The organism is Microbispora sp. NPDC049633, assembly GCF_040675265.1.
Lineage (GTDB): Bacteria > Actinomycetota > Actinomycetes > Streptosporangiales > Streptosporangiaceae > Microbispora > Microbispora maris.
The window spans coordinates 1-16,791 of the sequence record NZ_JBFAOO010000164.1; the positions used below are offsets into that span (position 1 = coordinate 1).

The 16,791-nt window shown below is 70.6% G+C and carries 13 protein-coding genes; 6 read left to right on the forward strand and 7 right to left on the reverse strand.

What is annotated here, in order from left to right:
* Nucleotides 1-93, forward strand: a 93-nt coding sequence (locus tag AB0J39_RS30270; RefSeq protein WP_363470936.1) for a VOC family protein, incomplete at its 5' end; no start/stop codon positions are given.
* A 287-nt stretch (nt 94-380) separates the two neighbouring features.
* Here the strand turns inward: AB0J39_RS30270 and AB0J39_RS30275 are convergent.
* Nucleotides 381-1,295 (reverse strand): alpha/beta hydrolase, encoded by a 915-nt coding sequence (locus AB0J39_RS30275; protein WP_363470902.1) that lies wholly within the window; start codon nt 1,293-1,295, stop codon nt 381-383.
* Nucleotides 1,296-1,802: 507 nt separating this feature from the next.
* Nucleotides 1,803-2,111 carry a hypothetical protein gene (locus tag AB0J39_RS30280; protein ID WP_363470905.1) on the reverse strand — a complete coding sequence of 103 codons (309 nt, stop codon included), beginning with the start codon at nt 2,109-2,111 and terminating at the stop codon, nt 1,803-1,805.
* A gap of 622 nt (nt 2,112-2,733) precedes the next feature.
* Between AB0J39_RS30280 and AB0J39_RS30285 the strand changes: the two genes are divergently transcribed.
* The 3 genes from AB0J39_RS30285 to AB0J39_RS30295 all read left to right on the forward strand — a co-directional run bounded on the left by AB0J39_RS30285 (nt 2,734) and on the right by AB0J39_RS30295 (nt 6,783).
* Nucleotides 2,734-4,062, forward strand: a complete 1,329-nt coding sequence (locus AB0J39_RS30285) for a hypothetical protein (protein WP_363470907.1) — start codon at nt 2,734-2,736, stop codon at nt 4,060-4,062.
* Between the two features lie 12 nt (nt 4,063-4,074).
* Nucleotides 4,075-6,114 carry a PQQ-binding-like beta-propeller repeat protein gene (locus tag AB0J39_RS30290; RefSeq protein ID WP_363470910.1) on the forward strand — a complete coding sequence of 680 codons (2,040 nt, stop codon included), beginning with the start codon at nt 4,075-4,077 and terminating at the stop codon, nt 6,112-6,114.
* A gap of 114 nt (nt 6,115-6,228) precedes the next feature.
* The gene (locus AB0J39_RS30295; protein ID WP_363470913.1) at nt 6,229-6,783 is read left to right on the forward strand and encodes a hypothetical protein; all 555 of its coding nucleotides are present in this window, start codon (nt 6,229-6,231) and stop codon (nt 6,781-6,783) included.
* Nucleotides 6,784-6,882: 99 nt separating this feature from the next.
* On the opposite strand, the gene AB0J39_RS30300 is transcribed toward AB0J39_RS30295, so the two are convergent.
* The 4 genes from AB0J39_RS30300 to AB0J39_RS30315 form a co-directional block, all read right to left on the reverse strand.
* A complete protein-coding gene (locus tag AB0J39_RS30300; RefSeq protein ID WP_363470916.1) occupies nt 6,883-9,069 on the reverse strand; it encodes a CotH kinase family protein in 2,187 nt (728 codons plus the stop codon).
* A complete protein-coding gene (locus tag AB0J39_RS30305; RefSeq protein ID WP_363470919.1) occupies nt 9,060-9,884 on the reverse strand; it encodes a polyphosphate polymerase domain-containing protein in 825 nt (274 codons plus the stop codon). The genes AB0J39_RS30300 and AB0J39_RS30305 overlap by 10 nt, the downstream gene beginning before the upstream one ends.
* Nucleotides 9,881-10,486, reverse strand: coding sequence for a DUF4956 domain-containing protein (locus tag AB0J39_RS30310; RefSeq protein ID WP_363470922.1), 606 nt, complete (start codon nt 10,484-10,486; stop codon nt 9,881-9,883). Before AB0J39_RS30310 ends, AB0J39_RS30305 begins: the two co-directional genes overlap by 4 nt.
* A gap of 276 nt (nt 10,487-10,762) precedes the next feature.
* A complete protein-coding gene (locus AB0J39_RS30315) occupies nt 10,763-11,104 on the reverse strand; it encodes a helix-turn-helix transcriptional regulator (RefSeq protein ID WP_363470925.1) in 342 nt (113 codons plus the stop codon).
* 89 nt (nt 11,105-11,193) lie between these two features.
* On the opposite strand from AB0J39_RS30315, the gene AB0J39_RS30320 reads away from it, so the two are divergent.
* Entirely contained in the window at nt 11,194-12,189 is a 996-nt protein-coding gene (locus AB0J39_RS30320; RefSeq protein ID WP_363470927.1) for a zinc-dependent alcohol dehydrogenase family protein, read from the forward strand.
* Between the two features lie 230 nt (nt 12,190-12,419).
* Entirely contained in the window at nt 12,420-13,358 is a 939-nt protein-coding gene (locus AB0J39_RS30325; protein ID WP_363470930.1) for an MBL fold metallo-hydrolase, read from the forward strand.
* Between the two features lie 8 nt (nt 13,359-13,366).
* On the opposite strand, the gene AB0J39_RS30330 is transcribed toward AB0J39_RS30325, so the two are convergent.
* The coding region (locus AB0J39_RS30330; protein ID WP_363470933.1) for a discoidin domain-containing protein at nt 13,367-16,791 on the reverse strand (3,425 nt) is incomplete at its 5' end.

Consider the following 16,791-nt stretch of genomic DNA (forward strand, 5'->3'; position numbering starts at 1 on the left):
GCGAGGCCCGCCGACGTCGGCCAGGGCGACGTCTCGTGGATCGTCCTCGCCGACCCGGAGGGCAACGAGTTCTGCGTCCTCGCTCCAGCCTGAGCGCCGACAGGGCTCGGGTCATGCGGGTGATCCATGTCGGGCCATGTGGAACATGTGTGTACGCGATGCGGGCGGGGTCGCCCTCCTGAGCTACCGGGTCGCCTCTGCGCTGCGGACGCTCGTCGGCCTGCGGATCGAGAAGGTCCCGTTCCCTCTCCCCTGCTGAGCATCGACACGGTCTGGGACCCGCGTCCGAGCGACCACTACTTCACCACCTGGCTGCGCCGGCCCCTGTTCGACGCGGCGAGGTCGTGACGGGAATCGACCCCGAGTCACCGGGACGCCGGTCACTCCCCATGCGCTTGACGTGCGGCCTGCGCGGTGACGCGTTCGATGGCCTTCACGGCGACATCGGGCTGGTCGACGTAGATGTAGTGGCCGCTTTTCGCGGCCGTGGTCAGCTTGCTGTCGCTGGACAGCGCGAGCCACTTGCGCTGGCCCGTGGCCCACGCCTGCTCAAGACGCGGCCCGTACTTGGGGACGGCCGCGAGGTACGGCGTCCCGTGCTGGATCACCTCCACGGGGATGCTCCCGGCGGAACGGACCTTGCCGTCGGGGACGACGAGCTTCTCCGGGTTCTCGCCCTGGAATATCGCGAGGTTCTGTGCGCGCAACTCCGCCGCCGGGCCCGTGGCGGACTCGGGGATCGCCTTCGCCATGTCGTGCGCCATGGTGGGCGGGGTGGCGTCCATGAGGACCAGCCCCTTGACCCTGTCCTGGTGCTCGGGGGCGTACCTGGCGGCGATCAGCCCGCCCAGCGAGTGTCCGGCCAGGACGACCGGGTTGTCGCCGGCGACGCGGTCGAGCACCGAGGTCAGGATCCCGCCCGTGTCGGCGAAGCTCTGAGCGCCGTCCGGCTGGTCGCTCGCGCCCGAGCCGAGCCGGTCGTAGGAACAGACCCGGTTCCGCTTGCTCAGCGTCTTCTGGATGTCGGCCAGCTTGTCCAGCCCATCGCCCGCCCCGTGCATCAGGATGACGACCGGCCTGCCCTTCTCCGGGTCGCCCGAACAGGACACGTTCACCGACCGGCCCGCGACATCGATCTTCTCTGTCCCGGAGATCGGGGTGGCGTCGGGCGTCCGTGTGGCGGAGGCCAAGGGGTCCCATTTCTCCAGCGCGTCGCCGCCGCAGCCGGCGACCCCTACGCCGAGCACGGTGCAGCACAGCGCCGCCACAGCGGATGTCCTGATTCTGCCAAGCATGAAATCCTCCAGTGAGGGAGTCGATGACGAAGTCACGCGCACGGCGGTGCGGCGGGAAGCGACGGAGCGCCGTGGCTGCGTCGTAACGCTACGGATCGGACGGTCCGAGATCGTCACCGCTCAGTGGACATTCGCCGGTAGCTCGCGCGGGGGACACATGCCGTCCTCCGTCCGCTTGGCCAGTTCGAGCCCGGCAGGGGATGTGTACACATCGACGACCCGGCCGTCATCGGGGTTCTCGCCGCGCGTCAGCAGCCCCGGCGCTGGGTGCGGTCGACGAGGCCGGACATCGTGGGTTCGTCCAGACCGAGGCAGGCGGTCAGCGGCAGGCGGGGCAGGCATGGTGAGCGACCTCGGCGAGCGCCGAGCTCCGTCCACTGGCCGGTCGCACCGTACGGCCGGCACCGCGGGCGGCGCACTCGGTGACCAGGTTGCCTATGCCCGGCGCGGCCGGCGTCGACGTGCCGATCCCACCGCCCGCATGTCAGCGGTATCGGTCATGCCGGGTCAGTGGAGCGCGCACTCCCACGGCTCAAGGTCCGGCTCACCGGGGGGAAGCTCTCCGGTGCAGTACAGATAGAGCCAGGTGGCGGCACGGCGCTCGGCGTACTTCTCGTTGACGGGCTCTCCCCGGTCGTCGAGTTCGAGGACGTTGGCGAAGATGGCGAAGCAGGTTTCCATCTGGGAGGGCGAGTCCCGCAACTCGGTCCAGTAGTCGATTCCGTCGAGCAGGGGATGGCCGACCGTGCCCCGGGCGACCCATCCCGCGAAACGACGGATGGCCCCCGATGCGCCAGGAGTGAGCCGGAAAGACATGGGCGTAACCTACTCGGTCTCGCTCCGGTGCGAATGGGACGCTTCGCCTGGGGGGATCGGGGATCGGGGATCGGGGATCGGGAATCGGCGGTCGGCGGCGGCGTCGCGGTTCATCCGCCGCAGTGCGGAGGGTTCCGCCGTTGAGCGGATCGGTCCTGCTCCGCGACCCCGAAGAACACGCTCGGCTTCAGGTGATCACCGGTTCAATTCGATATGGCGGCCGCAATAAGAATGGATCGTTCCACCTTCGGTGCGTACCGCACCCGGCGGTTCGCGCTAATGGCGGCGGACCCCTGTGAAGGCCCCGCGCATTCGGCTGGAAGGCGACAAATCACCTGGTCAAACGCCGTATCGAAGTGCCCATGGCGCCTTTGGGGAAGCGCCCGTGGGCGCTTCTTGACCACTGGTACGATTTACGCCTTTCGGTAACTGTGATCATTGCGGGGCAGAAGTGACGACGGGGCCCGGTTATCAGCAGCATCCGCCTCAGCCGCCGCAGTGGCAGACTCCAGCTCCCCCTCAGCCGCAATGGGGGTACGGTCCTCCACCACAGCAATGGCAGTCACCCCCTCCGCCTCCTCCTCCCGTACGTAAGAGCGGGTTGTGGGTGACGCTCGGCGTCGTGTCTCTCGTCCTCGTCGTCGCGGTGGGCGCGGGGGTGGGCCTGGTCCTGCGGGGCGGAGACTCCGGTGGCGATGCCACGGGTGACGGCGTCACCGACCCGAACACGGTCGTCGTGAAGGACGAGGAGATCGCCAAGCTGGTCGAAGGGCACAGCAAGGCGCTGGCCTCGGGTGACGCGAAGGCGTTCACCTCGATTTTCGACAAGCGGAACGCCGCTCTGGTCCGCGGTCAGGCGAGAGTCTTCGCCAACCTGCGCAAGATGCCGCTGGCCGAGAAGTCCTATCAGGTGCTGCGCCGCCAGGGCCGGGCCGAGGACAGCTTCGGGCGGGGCGTGAAGTTCACGCAGGACGTCGCGTTCGTCCACCGCTTCACCGGGATCGATCTGCGTCCGGTCGCCGAGTGGTACCGCTGGACCATCGAGAAGGCGTCACCGGACGCGCCTCTCGTCGTGACGAAGGTGGCAGGCGCGCCGCCGACGATCAGCGGCGAGGAGTCGAAGACCATGTACTACCCGGGGCCGTGGGACATCTGGCCGGACATCGCGGTGGTCAAGGCGGGGAGCAACCTCGTCCTCGCCAGGCCGCAGGACGCCGCCCTGGCCCGGCGCGTCGCGCCGACGGTCTCCGCCGCCGCCGCGGGCGGCCTCGCGTTCTGGCGGAAGAACGGGGATTCGAACGCCGCCGTGCCGACCGGGTTCGTGGTGGCGCTGGTCGAGGGACAGGCCCAGCTCGGCAGGCTGTTCCGTACGGCCAAGGCGGAGGAGGCCGGCATCTCGATCGGGATGCCGAGCTGGGGGGTCGGAGACGACACGGTGAAGGTCGGCGGCACCCGCGTCGTGATGGACACGACCACCGCGTTCTTCAAGGACGAGCAGGGAATCCTGGAGATTTCCGAGCACGAGCTGGCGCACTCGCTGATCGCCGGGCTCGACAGTGCGGAGTTCAGCTTTCTCGGCAGGTCGAAGTGGATCGTCGAGGGCTTCGCCGAGTACATGGCCGGCCGCGACCGGCCGATCAGGGAGAACCGGCGATTCCCGGAGGGCCGCGCCTACCTGCAGGGGCGGTTCGCCATGCCCTTCGAGGGCACGCTGCCGACCAACGCTCTTTGGGACTTCAAGGGGATGACGAACACCAACTACCTCATGGGGCATCTGGCCATGCGATTCATCGCCGAGAAGTACGGCGAGCGGAAGCTGGTCGAGGGTGTGGTCGCGGCCTACCGAGCGTCCGGCGATGACAGCGAGGCCGCCCTGTTCCAGGCGCTCGGGGTGACGAAGGCGGGCTTCGAGCGGCAGTGGGCGGGCTACGTCCGCTCCCAGCTCGCGTGATCGGGGAGAGACATGACGGATCAGCACGCCGGGGACCCGTACATCGGCTCCAACGCGCCCTCGCCGTACCCCACCGGACAGGAGCAGCCGAACCCGGGCCAGGGACAGCCGGGTGACGCAGGGGGGTGGGGCCAGCCCGCGCCCGGCCAGCAGGCGTACGGCCAGCCCGCGCCCGGCCAACCAGGGTATGGTCAGCCGGCCTACGGCCAGCCGGCCTATGGGCAGCCCGCGCCCGGTCAGTCGGCGTCCGGCCAGCCAACCTACGGCCAGCCAACTTACGGCCAGCAGGCGTACGGTCAGCCTGGTGGCCAGGGGCAGTGGGGCGCGCCCGCCCCGCCGACTCAGCCCGGGCCGGGCCCGCAAAGCCCTCCTGGTTACGGCCCGCCCGGCCAGGCCGCGACCTGGGGCCCGGGCGCCCCCGGCGCCTCGGCACCGTACGGGCAACCGGGTCAGGGCCAGGCGGGTCAGGGGTACCCGGGGCCGGGCCAGTCAGCTCAGGGTCAGCCGGGGCAGGGGTATCCCGGTTCGCCCTACCCGCAGCCCTGGGAACAGCAGCAGCCGGGCCAGGCCGCTCCGGCCCCCATTCCGCCCGGGCAGGGCCAGGCGACCTGGCACCCGGATCAGCAGGGCTACGCCGGTCAGCAGTGGGGCTACCCAGGCCAGGGCTACCCAGGCCAGGGTTACGCCGGCCAGCAGGGTTACGCCGCTCCGGCACATCCCGCCCAAGGCTCCCCGCCACAGCCGCAGGCGCCCGGAGGCAGAGGCAGAACGCTGCTGTTCGTCGCGCTCGGGCTGGTGGTGCTGCTCGCGGTGGGCGCGGGCACCGCCTGGTTCGTCGCGGGCGGAGGTTCCGGCACCGGACTCGGCGGCGGCGGTGAGAAGGAGTGGTCCGTCCCGCTCGCGAACGCCGACAGCATGGACTTCACCCAGGGGCTCGCGTTCGCGAGCTGGCTCGGCGACAAGACCGTGATGCGGGTGCAGCGGGACGGGGTGCTCGCCTACGAGCTGGCTTCGGGCAAGCGCGCCTGGGGCACGCCCTCGCCCGGCGACCAGCTCTGCGGCGCCACTCCCGACCTGGCCGGCGGCAAGGGCGCCGTGGCGTACGGAAGCGACCAGCTGTGCGACCACCTGGCCGGCGTCGACACCGCGACAGGGAAGATCAGTTGGAAGGTCAAGATTCCGGCGGAGAAGTCCCGGCTGGCCAACCTGCTCGTCGTGCCGCAGATCATGAGCGCGGGCGACATCGCCGTGGTGTACGCCAACCGCGTCCTGTCCGGCTACCGCCTGTCCGACGGCGGCAAGCAGTGGACCTACCAGTTGCCCGACGGCTGCCACATCAAGGACGTGAACGCGGCGGCGACCCGTGTGGCGCTGCTCCTCGACTGCGCCTTCCAGGGCTCCGGCGGCGTCGTGCAGGCGCTCGACCCGAAGACCGGCAAGGCCGGGTGGCAGTACAAGACGGGTGAGCTGCGCCTGATGAGCACGATGCTGTCGGCCGACCCGCTGATCGTCAGTCAGGAGGACGGCGACAAGAACACCTTCACCGTCCTCGACGACCGGGGCGGCAAGGTCAGCGAGTTCACGACCGGCAAGGTGGACATGCTCGCGATGAACAACGTGGCGTTCGTGAACGGGATGTTCGAGCAGCGCCGCTATGCCGTGCACGGCGACCGTCTCTACCTCATGACCTTCCCGGAGAACGTGAAGGGCGCGGCGCGGTCGAGCGACAAGGCGCTCGCCTTCGACCTCAAGACCGGCAGGCAGGTGTGGCAGTCGTCCGGCACCAAGCCCACGATGCTGACTCTCGTCCGCGCCGACGACCACGGCCTGCTCGCCTTGGAAGTCGGCGACCGGCGCGATCTGCCTCCCCGGCTCGTGCGCCTGGACGCGGCCACCGGCAAGGCGGCGGAGGTGGCGGAGTTGCCGCAGAAGTACGGCACCGACGGGGAGGACGCGCGGGTCTTCGAACGCGACGGCGCCGTGGTGATCGTGCCGTGGACGCCCGTCGCCGTGAAGCACGCGGTGATCTACGTCGGCACCGGGGAGAGCTGAACGCGTGACGCTGTGCCCGCGGCGACGGCCGCGGCACGGATAGGCGTGCCGAGGCTTCTCGGCGGTGTCGCGGAGACCACGCCGGAGTGATCACGGTCAGGGCAGTATGTCCCCGTGGACCATGTCCTGTACGGCCTCGCGGTCAATCCGGCCCTGCCGTCCGATCTGCTGGACCGGCTGGTCAGGACCGCGGACGAGGTCGTCGCCGCCAGGCTGGCCGAGCGCGCGGACCTGACCCGCGAGCAGGCGGCGGCGCTGGTCGCGCGTGACGAGGACAGTGCCGTGGAGCTCGCGGAGCGGGGCCTGCTGACGGCCGGTGACATCGATCCGGTGGCGCAGCCGTCCGCCGCGCTCGCACTGCTCGCCGTGGGAGCCGGCCGTCCGGAGTGGGCACGCCTGTTCGCGGCGGATCCGGACCCCGGCCGCCGGGAGCGGCTGGCCGCCTGCCCCGGTCTTCCGGCCGACGTGGCGGAGGCTCTCGCGGCGGACGCCGACATAGGGGTCGTCGCGGAGCTCGCGCTGTGGACGACGGCGGACGTGGCGGCGCGGCTCGTCGTCGAGCTGCTCGCCGACGACGACCAGGCGGTGGGGGAGGCGGCCGCAGCCAATCCGTCACTGCCGCCCGCCGTGATGTCGGCGCTGGTGTCCCGGTGCGTCGGAGGCGGCTGAGGCGTCCCGCGATCGTGCCGAGGTCCCGTCCGGGCCGATGGCCGGAACGGGACCTCGAGGTCCCCCGTCAGGGGCTGATGCGGGTGGCCGCGTCCCTCGTCAGGGGCTGGTGCAGGTGGCCGCCGGGGTGGCCGACGAGCCGTTGCCGATGAAGCCGAAGGTCGTGCTCCCGTTGGCCGAGACCGAGCCGTTCCACGTCTCGTTGCGCACCGTCACGGCCGAGCCGGAGCCGGAGCTCAGGCCTCCCCACAGCTGGGTGATGGTTTGCCCACCGGGCCAGGTCCACTTCACGGTCCAGCCGTTGATCGCCGCGTTGCCCGCGCGCACCGTGACCTCACCCTGGAACCCGCCGGCCCAGGAGTTCACCACCCGCATCGTGGCCGAGCACGCGCCGGTCGTCCCGCCGGACGGAGACGGGCTGGGCGACGGGCTGGGCGACGGGCTCGGCGAGCGACTCGGACTGGCGCTCGGCGATGGGCTCGGCGATGGGCTCGGCGACACGCTGGGGGAGGGGCTCGGCGAGGGACTCGGGCTGGGCGAGGTGACCGGGCCGCCCCACCCCGCCGTCGAGTCCAGCCACGCGGCGCGGCGCAGCGTCCAGTCGCGCAGGTACTGCACCTGCCCCTGCCAGGTGGAGGCGGTCGGTGTGTTGAAGAAGCCGATGGTCCGCGTCGTGAGGTTCGGCCAGCGCTGGAAGTTGCGCTGCGCCGCGTTCGCCAGCGGCGCGGAGAGGGCATCCATCCTGCTCTGCAGGGCCGAGTCGGACAGCAGGCCGCGGCGCAGCGTCTGCCAGCGCGACTTGACCTGGTCGACGAAGGCGGGATCCCGCATGAGCTGGGTGAACCAGTCGTTGGCGACCGGCTGCCGGGTCTGCTGGTACTGCCAGCCCGCGGCCTGGTCGTTCTGGAAGAACCCGCCCACGCCGAAGGTGAGGTCGTAGTCCCACAGCGGGCCCGCGAAGATCTTGGTGTCGCGGTCCTTGTAGAAGTACGCGCTGCGATAGTTGGCGTCCATGTTCCGGCTCAGCTCGTAGACGATGAGCTGGTCGATGAAGGAGTTCACGTCGATGTACGCCCGGTAGCCCGTGTTCGGGTCGGCGAAGTTCTGCGAGTGCAGCACGTTGTGGAATTCCTGGATGTGGCCCCGCAGCCATTCCTTCTGCTGCGGCTGCAGCGGCGAGGGGTCGGCCACTTCGAGGTAGGTCCAGCAGGTGGCCGCCGCTCCGGTGCACGGCAGCGTCGGCTCCTCCGCGGCCATCCACTCGAACTTGAAGATGTACCCGCCCGTGATCTTCGGCAGGCTCGTGTCGTCCTCGTCCAGCTTCTTCAGGTCGAGACGGTTCTTGCTGTTCTTGATCGTCTCGGTGAGCAGGTAGACGCCCATGTAGTCGTCGGAGCCGACCGGACCCGCGTCGCCGTTCACGTAGAGCTCCACGAACCGATACCGGGGAACCTTCAGCCCCATCTCCTTGCCGAGGTCGTAGACCAGGGCCTCACGGATCAGCGACTTGTCGGGGAACGGCCCGCGCAGCACCCAGTCGGAGTCGGCGGGCATCCCCAGCACCGGGTAGTCGGCGTCGTCGTTGTCGTTGTCCCGGAACTCGAGGCGGTACGGCGCCTTCTCGAAGCTGGCCGACGACTGTCCCCGCAGGTGGAATCCGGAGCGGGTGGCGACCGCCGGGGCCGCGGCCAGCGACGTCGTCGCTCCGCCGCCCGGCTCGAAGATCATGGTGGCGGCGTCGAGGTAATCCCGGCCGGGCTTGCCCTTGCCGTACGAGTCGATCAGGACCACCGGCAGGTCGTGGGCCGTGGTGGTGTTGCGGGCGACGTACATGGCCGTGCCGGGCCTGCCGGACGCCGCGCCGCCGGCGAATGCCTGTGCCCGCAACTGAGTCGTGCGGGTGAATTGCACCGGTGTGCCCTGATAGAGCGCCGACTGCGCGGTGGGCGGCGTTCCGTCGGTGGTGTAGCGGATCTGCGCGCCGCTGACCGCGGTGCTCAGCGACACCGACACCTGGCCCTGGAAGGTGCCGCTCGGCACGGAGAAGACGATGTCGCCCGTCAGGTCGTCCGCCGCGGCGGACGCGGCTGCCGACGTGGAGGCGGAGGTGGCGGCGGACGTGGCGGCGCTCGCGACGCGTCCGGCCGGCCGGGCGCCGGACGCCGATTCGGCGTCGGCCGGCGACGGGTACGCGTTGAGCAGTCCCGCGAGGACCACGGCGGCGACCGCGGCCCTCGTGACGCGGCGGGCGGCGGCCGCGCCGGTGCTGCGGAGGGTCAGACGCACGATGCCTCCTGTTCGGGGAGGGGGGAGAGTGTGGGACCGACCGGCGACGCCGCGCCGTGGAAATGGCGGCGCAGCGTCCGCCGCCACGGCCCGTCGGGCAGGTCGGGGCGGAGGGCGGCCAGGCCGGTGGCGTACTTGGAGATGCGGGCGGGTCTCATGCCCGCACGCCACAGCATGCGGTCGACCAGTGTGGCGGCCGAGGCGGTCTTGGTCTCGACCACGGCCAGGCCGGGCAGCCACAGCGTGGCGTCGCCGTGCCGCCAGGCCAGTGCGGTGTCGACGGTGACCCGGCTGGCGGTGTCCGGCAGCAGCAGGGTGGCGCGGCGGTACTCGGTCACCAGGATCGGGTCGAGGCGGCTCCCGGGGGCGGGACCGATCGACTCGCGGGCGAGGGCCCCGTCGACGAAGTCGCGCCCCGGGTCCACGGTGTCGCAGTCCCCGGGGTGATAGGGCAGCCGGTGTTTGGTGATGCTTCCCCGCGCCCCATTGATCTTGACTTCCAGCCAGCACTGGGCGGAGTCGAGATAGGTGCGGGTGCGCACCTTGAAACGCCGCCGCCTGCGCTGCGCCGCGCGGTGGTAGCTGACCAGTTGCGAGGTGTCGAAATACACCGACCGGTAGCGGAAGCCGCGTTCGCCGTCGATGTCCAGCACCTGGGCGTACGGCACGAGCCGTTCCAGCAGAAGGGGCAGGGACTCCGCCGGAACCAGATACTTGCGGTCCACCCGGGTCTGCAGCGCGGCCCGCTCGACGAGCTCGGCGAGCCCGACAGGGGCCAGCCGCGCCAGGGCCGCCCCGATGGGTGTCGTGGTCATCGGCGCGCTCCGGCGGGTGCGGGTGCGCCGGATTCGGTGATCAGCGCGCGGTCGGTCCGCGCGTAGCGGACGTCGACCACGGTGGTCTCGTTGACCAGGTCGAGCCGTTGGACGGTGACGGCGTGCACCCGGGCGTCGAGCAGTTGTTCCAGGTGCGCGACGAGCGCGACGTGGTCGGTGAAGGCCGAGTCGAGCACCAGGATCTGGTGCCGGTAGTGCCGGAACAGCCGCCGGTGGTCGCCGAGGAACATCACCACGAGGATGAGCGCCATCAGGCCGCCGCTGAGCCACACCGAGGTGGTGCTCAGGGCGCCGAGGATCCCCAGGGCGAGGGCGGAGAAGTAGTACGCGACCTCGTGCTGGTCGAGCTCGGTCGAGCGCAGACGGATGATGGACAGCACGCCGAACAACGCCATCCCCAGCCCGAGCCCGGCGCCCGTGTCGGTGGCGTTCAACGCACTCGCCACAGCGAGGACGCCGATGTTGACCCCGAGGAAGGACACGACCAGGTCGCGTCGGCGGTGCCGGGGGAAATAGAGCCCGAAGACGAGCAACACCACTGCGCAGATGTCGATCGCGAACAGAACGAGCTGGGACAGCACGGTCGTTCCTCCTGATTCGCAGCCGGGACGGGCAGGGCACCACCCGCTTCCTCGCAGGGGTCCGCGGAGGGTTTCGAAAGTTTCGAGCATCGATAGAAACTTTCGACAACCCGTGCGGAACAATAGGTGAATCACCGGTGGCGCGTCAATGAACGTCTGCTACGCCGTCCTGCCGGAAAAGAAAGGATCTCCCTGATCGGCCTATATCGGCGAGTGATGTGCCATTGTCAAGAAAGGCCGAGTGCGTTCAGGGAAGAGTGCGCCGTGGTGAAACTTTCACCCGGTAGGCGTCGCGGAGTGCGAGGCCTTTCTCTCCGGATGACGGGTGACCGCGTCGAGCAGGCCGGGGAACGCCTCGTCCATGTCGGCGCGGCGCAGGGAGTTCATCCGTGAGGTTCCCACGTAGTACTGCCGGATCAGGCCCGCCTCGCGCAGCACGGTGAAGTGATGGGTGGCTGTGGACTTGCCGACCGGGATGTCGAAGCCGCCGCAGGGGATGTCCACGCCGGAGGCGTCGAGCTGCGCGACGATGCTGCGGCGTACCGGGTCGACGAGGGCCTCCAGCACCTGCTGGAGGTCGAACTGCGACACCAATGGATGCTGCGGCGTGCGTCCCACGGAGCCAATAGTACGACATGCATCGAAGTTTGACAGCGATCGTACTTCTGCCGCACAGTGAACCGCGATCACGACGAGCGGAGGACGACATGGCCAGGACGGTGCGGTTCCACGAGATCGGCGGGCCCGAGGTGCTGCGGCTGGACGACCTGGAGCCCGGCGAACCGGGGCCGGGCGAGGTGCGGATCCGGGTGGACGCGATCGGCGTCAACAGGGCCGAGATCCTGTTCCGGAGCGACCGGTACATCGAGCCGGTCAAGCGCCTGCCCGCGAGGCTCGGCACCGAGGCCGCCGGTGTCGTGGAGGCGGCCGGCCCAGGTGTGGCCGGGTTCGCGGAGGGCCGGCCGGTCAGCGTCCTGCCGGGCTTCTTCTCGCAGAACGACTACGGCGTGTACGCCGAGCGGGCGATCGTGCCGGCGTCCGCGCTGCTGTCCCGTCCGGACGGGGTGGACGCCGTGTCCGGCGCGGCGGTGTGGATGCCCTATCTCACGGCTTACGGCGCGATGGTGGAGGTGGCCGGGATACGGGCGGGCGACGCAGTGGTGATCACCGCGGCGTCCAGCAGCGTCGGCCTGGCCGCGATCCACACGGCAGGCCGCGTCGGCGCCACCCCGATCGCCGTCACCCGCACCCGTGCCAAGAGGCGGCGGCTGATCGAGGAGGGCGCGGCCGAGGTCGTCGTCTCCGACGAGGAGGACGTCGCGGGGCGCGTGCTGGAGCTGACCGAGGGTAGGGGTGCCGGGCACGTGTTCGACGCCGTCGCCGGATCGGGAGTGACGGAGCTCGCCAGGGTCGTCGCGCCCGGCGGGACGTTGCTCCTGTGGGGTGCGCAGAGCGGGCAGCCGACGCCCTATCCGGGATTCGACCTGGGCATGCCCGCGCTCAACATGCGTACGTTCACGGTGCTGGAGATCACCAAGGACCCCGAGCGACTGCGCCGCGCGGTCGCCTTCGTGGCCTCGGGCCTGCGTACGGGCGTCTTCCGCCCGGTGGTGGATCGCCTGTTCCCACTGGAGGAGGTCGCGAAGGCCCACCGGCACATGGAGTCCGGCATTCATGTCGGCAAGATCGTGCTCACGGTCTGAGCGCGAAAAGTCCGCACACCTTTCGGGTCGAGCAGTACCGACCGTGACCGACATTGTCAAGACGGTGATCGGCATTGTCGAGGAGAAAACATTTCGCACCAATTTCGAAATCGCGGAAAAGTGGAATTCGGCCCGGAGGCCGCGTATGCGCGTGATCATCCCGACATCGACCCCGGCCTCGGTCGTCTCGTCGGTAGGGTCCGTGGGGCAGGACCCCGGACGAGGGAGGAATGGTGAGCGTGGTGGAGCGGACCGGCGAAGCACGGTTGCACGAGGTGGAGCGGGGGGTCTTCGCGTGGGTGCAGCCGGACGGCACCTGGTGGCTGAACAACGCGGGAGCCGTGGCAGGCGACGACGGCCTCCTGATCGTCGACACCTGCGCGACCGAGACACGCACCCGGCGGTTCCTCGGCGCGGTCGCCGCGGCGACCGGCGACGCCCCGGTCCGGATGGCGGTGAACACCCACCAGCACGGGGACCACTGCTACGGCAACAGCCTGCTACCGGACGACACGGTCGTCTTCGGGCACACGGCGATGAGAGAGGCGTTGCTGGCCGATCCGCTCATCGACGGGTGTCCGCCGATATGGACGCCGGTGCCCGACTGGGGACACGTGACGCGCCGCCCGCCGTCGGTGGTGTTCACCTCCGGGCTGACCGTCCATCTGGGAGCGCGCCGCGTCGAGTTGTGGCACCCCGGCCACGCCGCTCACACCTCAGGGGACGTGGTGGCGTGGCTTCCGGGCGAACGCGTGCTGTTCGCGGGGGACCTGCTGTTCAACGGGCTCACCCCGCTGGTGCTGATGGGGTCGGTCGAGGGAGCGTTGCGGTCGCTGGACTGGCTGGCCGCCTTCGAACCCGAGCACGTCGTGCCGGGACACGGGCCGCTCGCCACCGCCGCTGAGCTGCCGGAGGTGCTGGCGGCGCACGAGCGGTACTACCGCTTCGTCCTCGACGTCGCCCGGGCGGGACGGGAGAACGGGCTCACCCCGCTGGCCGCCGCGCGGGCGGCCGGTCTGGGCGAGTTCGCCGGATGGGCGGACGCCGAGCGCCTGGTGCTCAACCTGCACCGCGCCTACGCCGAGGCCGAAGGCGGCGAGGTGGATCTCCTCGCCGCCTTCGGCGACGCGATGGCCTGGCACGGCGGGCCGCTGCCGACCTCAGTGTGAGGCCGGCGTCACGACCAGCCCTGCAGGCCGGCGCCGTACGGGTAGAGGGGGTTGCCGTAGGTGGGGGGGACGGTCTGGCCCGCGTCGATGCGGGCCCGGATCTCCGACCGCTGGGCGGCGGTGGCGCCCAGGTCGTAGGGAATGTTCCAGTCCTCGACGGCGTCGGCGAGCACGTCGCCGCCTCCCGGTCTGAGGACCTGGTCGAGACTGCGCGGCAGCTGCCACGGCAGGCGACCGCGCGGCGTGTAGTCGCCGAACAGGAGGCTCGCCGTGGCCGGTCCGACCTCCTCACCGCCCCGGTACGTCACCACGATGGCGTCGGCCAGGCCGTTCCACTCGCTGATGACGATGGGCCGGGGGAGGGTGAGCACGACGACCACCGGAATGCCCTGGTTCTTGAAGTTCTGGATGACGGCCAGCTGGTCGGCGGGCAGCTGCGGCTGCTCCTTCACCCAGGCGGTGGCGTGGGTGTAGGTCGGCTCGCCGACGGCCACGATCGCGAGCTTGGGGGAGGGACCGGTGTCCTGGTGAACGTTGACGCCCGTCGTGGCCGCCCGCGCCCTGACCGCGTCCAGCAGGGTCTGCGAGCCGTACTCCTGGTGGAAGAAGCTCGTCCAGATGCAGCAGGCCGATCCGTCGGTGGCCCGCGGACCGGTGACCACGACGTTGTCGCCCGCCTTGAGCTTCAGCGGCAGCACGCCGTTGTTCTTGAGCAGCGTGACGGACTGCCGGGCGGCCTGGTTGGCGAGCGCGACGTACGACGGCTGGTGGAACCGGTAGGGACCGTTCACCGGGTCGCCGTACGGGCGCTCGAACACGCCGAGTGTGAACTTCAGGCGCAGGATCCGGGTCACCGCGTCGTTGATCCGCGCCATCGGCACATTGGCGAGGAAGGTCGCCATCGTGAACCCGGTGGCTCCGGGGTCGGCGCCGCCCATCACGTCCGAGCCGGCGTTCGCGGCCTTGACCCAGACCGAGGACGGCAGCCAGTCGGTGGTGATGAGGCCGGTGTAGCCGAGGTTGTTCCTCAGGTAGTCGAGGATCGGCTTGCTGTCGCCCGCACCCGACCCGCCCGGGTCGAGGTAGGAGCTCCCGGCGTAGCCCGGCATGATGTTGACGGCGCCGGCCTCCATCGCGGCCCTGAACGGGATCATGTGGTACTTGATCGTCACCGCGTCGTAGGTGATCCCCGCCTCGCCGCCCGCGCCCTCGCCTGGCCAGTGCTTGACGGTCGCCAGCACGGAGGCGGGGTTGAGCTCGGGGCCGCCCTGCAGCCCGGCCACCAGCGCGCGGACCTGGGCGGCGGCGACGTCGGCGTTCTCGCCGTTGCCCTCCTGGATGCGGGGATACAGGACCTTGGTGCCGACCTCGGCGAGCGGGCCGAGCACGCCGCGCGCCCCGACCTCCAGCTCCTCGCGGCGCTGCATGTCGCCGAGCTTGTAGTCGAGCGCGTAGTCCTTGCCCGCCGCGAGCGCGCTCTGCAGCGGATAGGTGGTCTGGTATCCGGCGATGGTGTCGCCGGCCGAGACCGGCGGGATGCCGAGCCGGGTCCCGGACGCGTTCAGCAGCACGGCGTGCAGGTCGTTCGGCAACGCGGGGCCGAAGTGCCAGCCCGAGAGCGGGTAGCTCTGGGCGTTGTAGAACATCTGGTAGGCCTTCTCTTCCGGCGTCATCCTGCCGAGCAGGTCGCTGACCCGGGTTTCCACGGGCAGCCGCCAGTTCTCGTACGGCTCGATCGTCCCGTTCTTGTTGAGGTCGCGGGCGCCGTTGACGACCGCCACGCCGTCGGCGACCTGCTCGGCGTCGGGCAGGTAGAGGCTGAAGGCGCGGATGTTCGACGTCGTCCTCGCGCCCGACCCGCTCACCGCGACGACGAACCACTTGTACGTCCACCGGTCGGGGATGTCCCAGTCAGGTGTGTAACTCGTGCCGGTCGGCTCGGCGACCTTGGTGTAGAGGTCGATCAGGTTGCCCGGGGCGGTGAAGTCGTAGTCGGTGCGGCTGACGTTCAGCCAGACCTCGTAGCGCACCGCGCCGGAGACCGCCGCCCAGGTGAACGCCGGCCGCCGGGTGTCGGTGATCATGGCCTTGTCGGCGGGGGCGGACAGCGCGAACTGGCCGGTGGTCGCCGGGGCCCTGGTCGGCGGGGACAGCAGGGGTGCGGTCGTGGCCGCCGTGTCGACGGTGCCGAAGACCTGGAACTCCCACAGCGAGTAGCCGTAGCCGGTGGCCCGGGCCGTGCCGACGAAGCGGACGTAGCGGCCGTCGCCGGTGACGTTCAGGTTCTCGACGCCGCCCCTGCCGCTGGTCGTGGTGTGGATCGGCGTCCACGACGTGCCGTTGGCGGACACCTCGATCCGGTAGCCGGTGGCGTAGGCCGACTCCCAGTTGAGCGTGACGCCGGTGATGTGCCCGGCGCCGCCGAGGTCCACCCGCAGCCACTGGTCGTCGGAGTACTGGCTCGACCAGCGGGTCGTCGTACGCCCGTCGAGCGCCGCCGCCGGAGCGTTGCCGCCCTCCCAGGACGAGGCCGTCACCTGCTTGTACGCCGAGATCGGCGTGCCGGTCGGCGGCGGGTCGGTGGTGCCGCCGCCGCTCGTGCGGACCGCGAACTCCCACAGCGAGTAGCCGTACGCGGTGGCGCGGGCGGTTCCGTTGAGGCGGACGTACCGGCCGGTGCCGGTGACGGTGAGGGTCTGGGTGCCGCCTGTTCCGGTGGTGGTGGAGTAGACGTCGGTCCAGGTGGAGGCGTCGCCGGACACCTGGATCTTGAACGCGGTGGCGTAGGCGGCCTCCCAGCTCAGCACGACGGCGCAGATCGCCTTGGCCGAGCCGAGGTCCACCTGGAGCCACTGGGGATCGGCGGCGGCGCTGGACCAGCGGGTGCCGGTGTTCCCGTCGACGGCGGCGGACGCGGGGGTGGACGCGTTCTCGGTGGACGAGGCCGTCGCGGGCCTGCCCTGGGCGGCGTCGGCCGTGCCGCACCCGCCGCTCGACGTGGTGCCGTAGACCTGGAACTCCCACAGTGAGTAGCCGTACGCGGTGGCGCGGGCGGTTCCGTTGAGGCGGACGTACCGGCCCGAGCCGGTGACGGTGAGGGTCTGGGTGCCGCCGGTTCCGGTGGTGGTGGAGTAGAGGTCGGTCCAGGTGGAGGCGTCGCCGGACACCTGGATTTTGAACGCGGTGGCGTAGGCGGCCTCCCAGTTGAGGACGACCTGGCTCAGCGTCGCGGTGGTTCCGAGGTCGATCTGGAGCCACTGCGGGTCACCGAATCCGCTGGACCAGCGGGTGCCGGTGTTCCCGTCGACGGCGGCGGACGCGGGGGTGGACGCGTTCTCGACGGACGAGGCCGTCGCGGCTTTGCCCTGCGACAGCAGGACGGGCGCGGCGTACGCCGGGCCGGACACGGCCGCGCCGGCCACGACGCAGGCCG

Excerpts from the sequence above, each read along its gene's own strand:
- AB0J39_RS30325 (WP_363470930.1), top strand. The coding sequence starts at position 12,420 with ATGGTGAGCGTGGTGGAGCGGACCGGCGAAGCACGGTTGCACGAGGTG.
- AB0J39_RS30275 (WP_363470902.1), bottom strand. The coding sequence starts at position 1,295 with ATGCTTGGCAGAATCAGGACATCCGCTGTGGCGGCGCTGTGCTGCACC.
- AB0J39_RS30305 (WP_363470919.1), bottom strand. The coding sequence starts at position 9,884 with ATGACCACGACACCCATCGGGGCGGCCCTGGCGCGGCTGGCCCCTGTC.
- AB0J39_RS30280 (WP_363470905.1), bottom strand. The coding sequence starts at position 2,111 with ATGTCTTTCCGGCTCACTCCTGGCGCATCGGGGGCCATCCGTCGTTTC.
- AB0J39_RS30290 (WP_363470910.1), top strand. The coding sequence starts at position 4,075 with ATGACGGATCAGCACGCCGGGGACCCGTACATCGGCTCCAACGCGCCC.
- AB0J39_RS30320 (WP_363470927.1), top strand. The coding sequence starts at position 11,194 with ATGGCCAGGACGGTGCGGTTCCACGAGATCGGCGGGCCCGAGGTGCTG.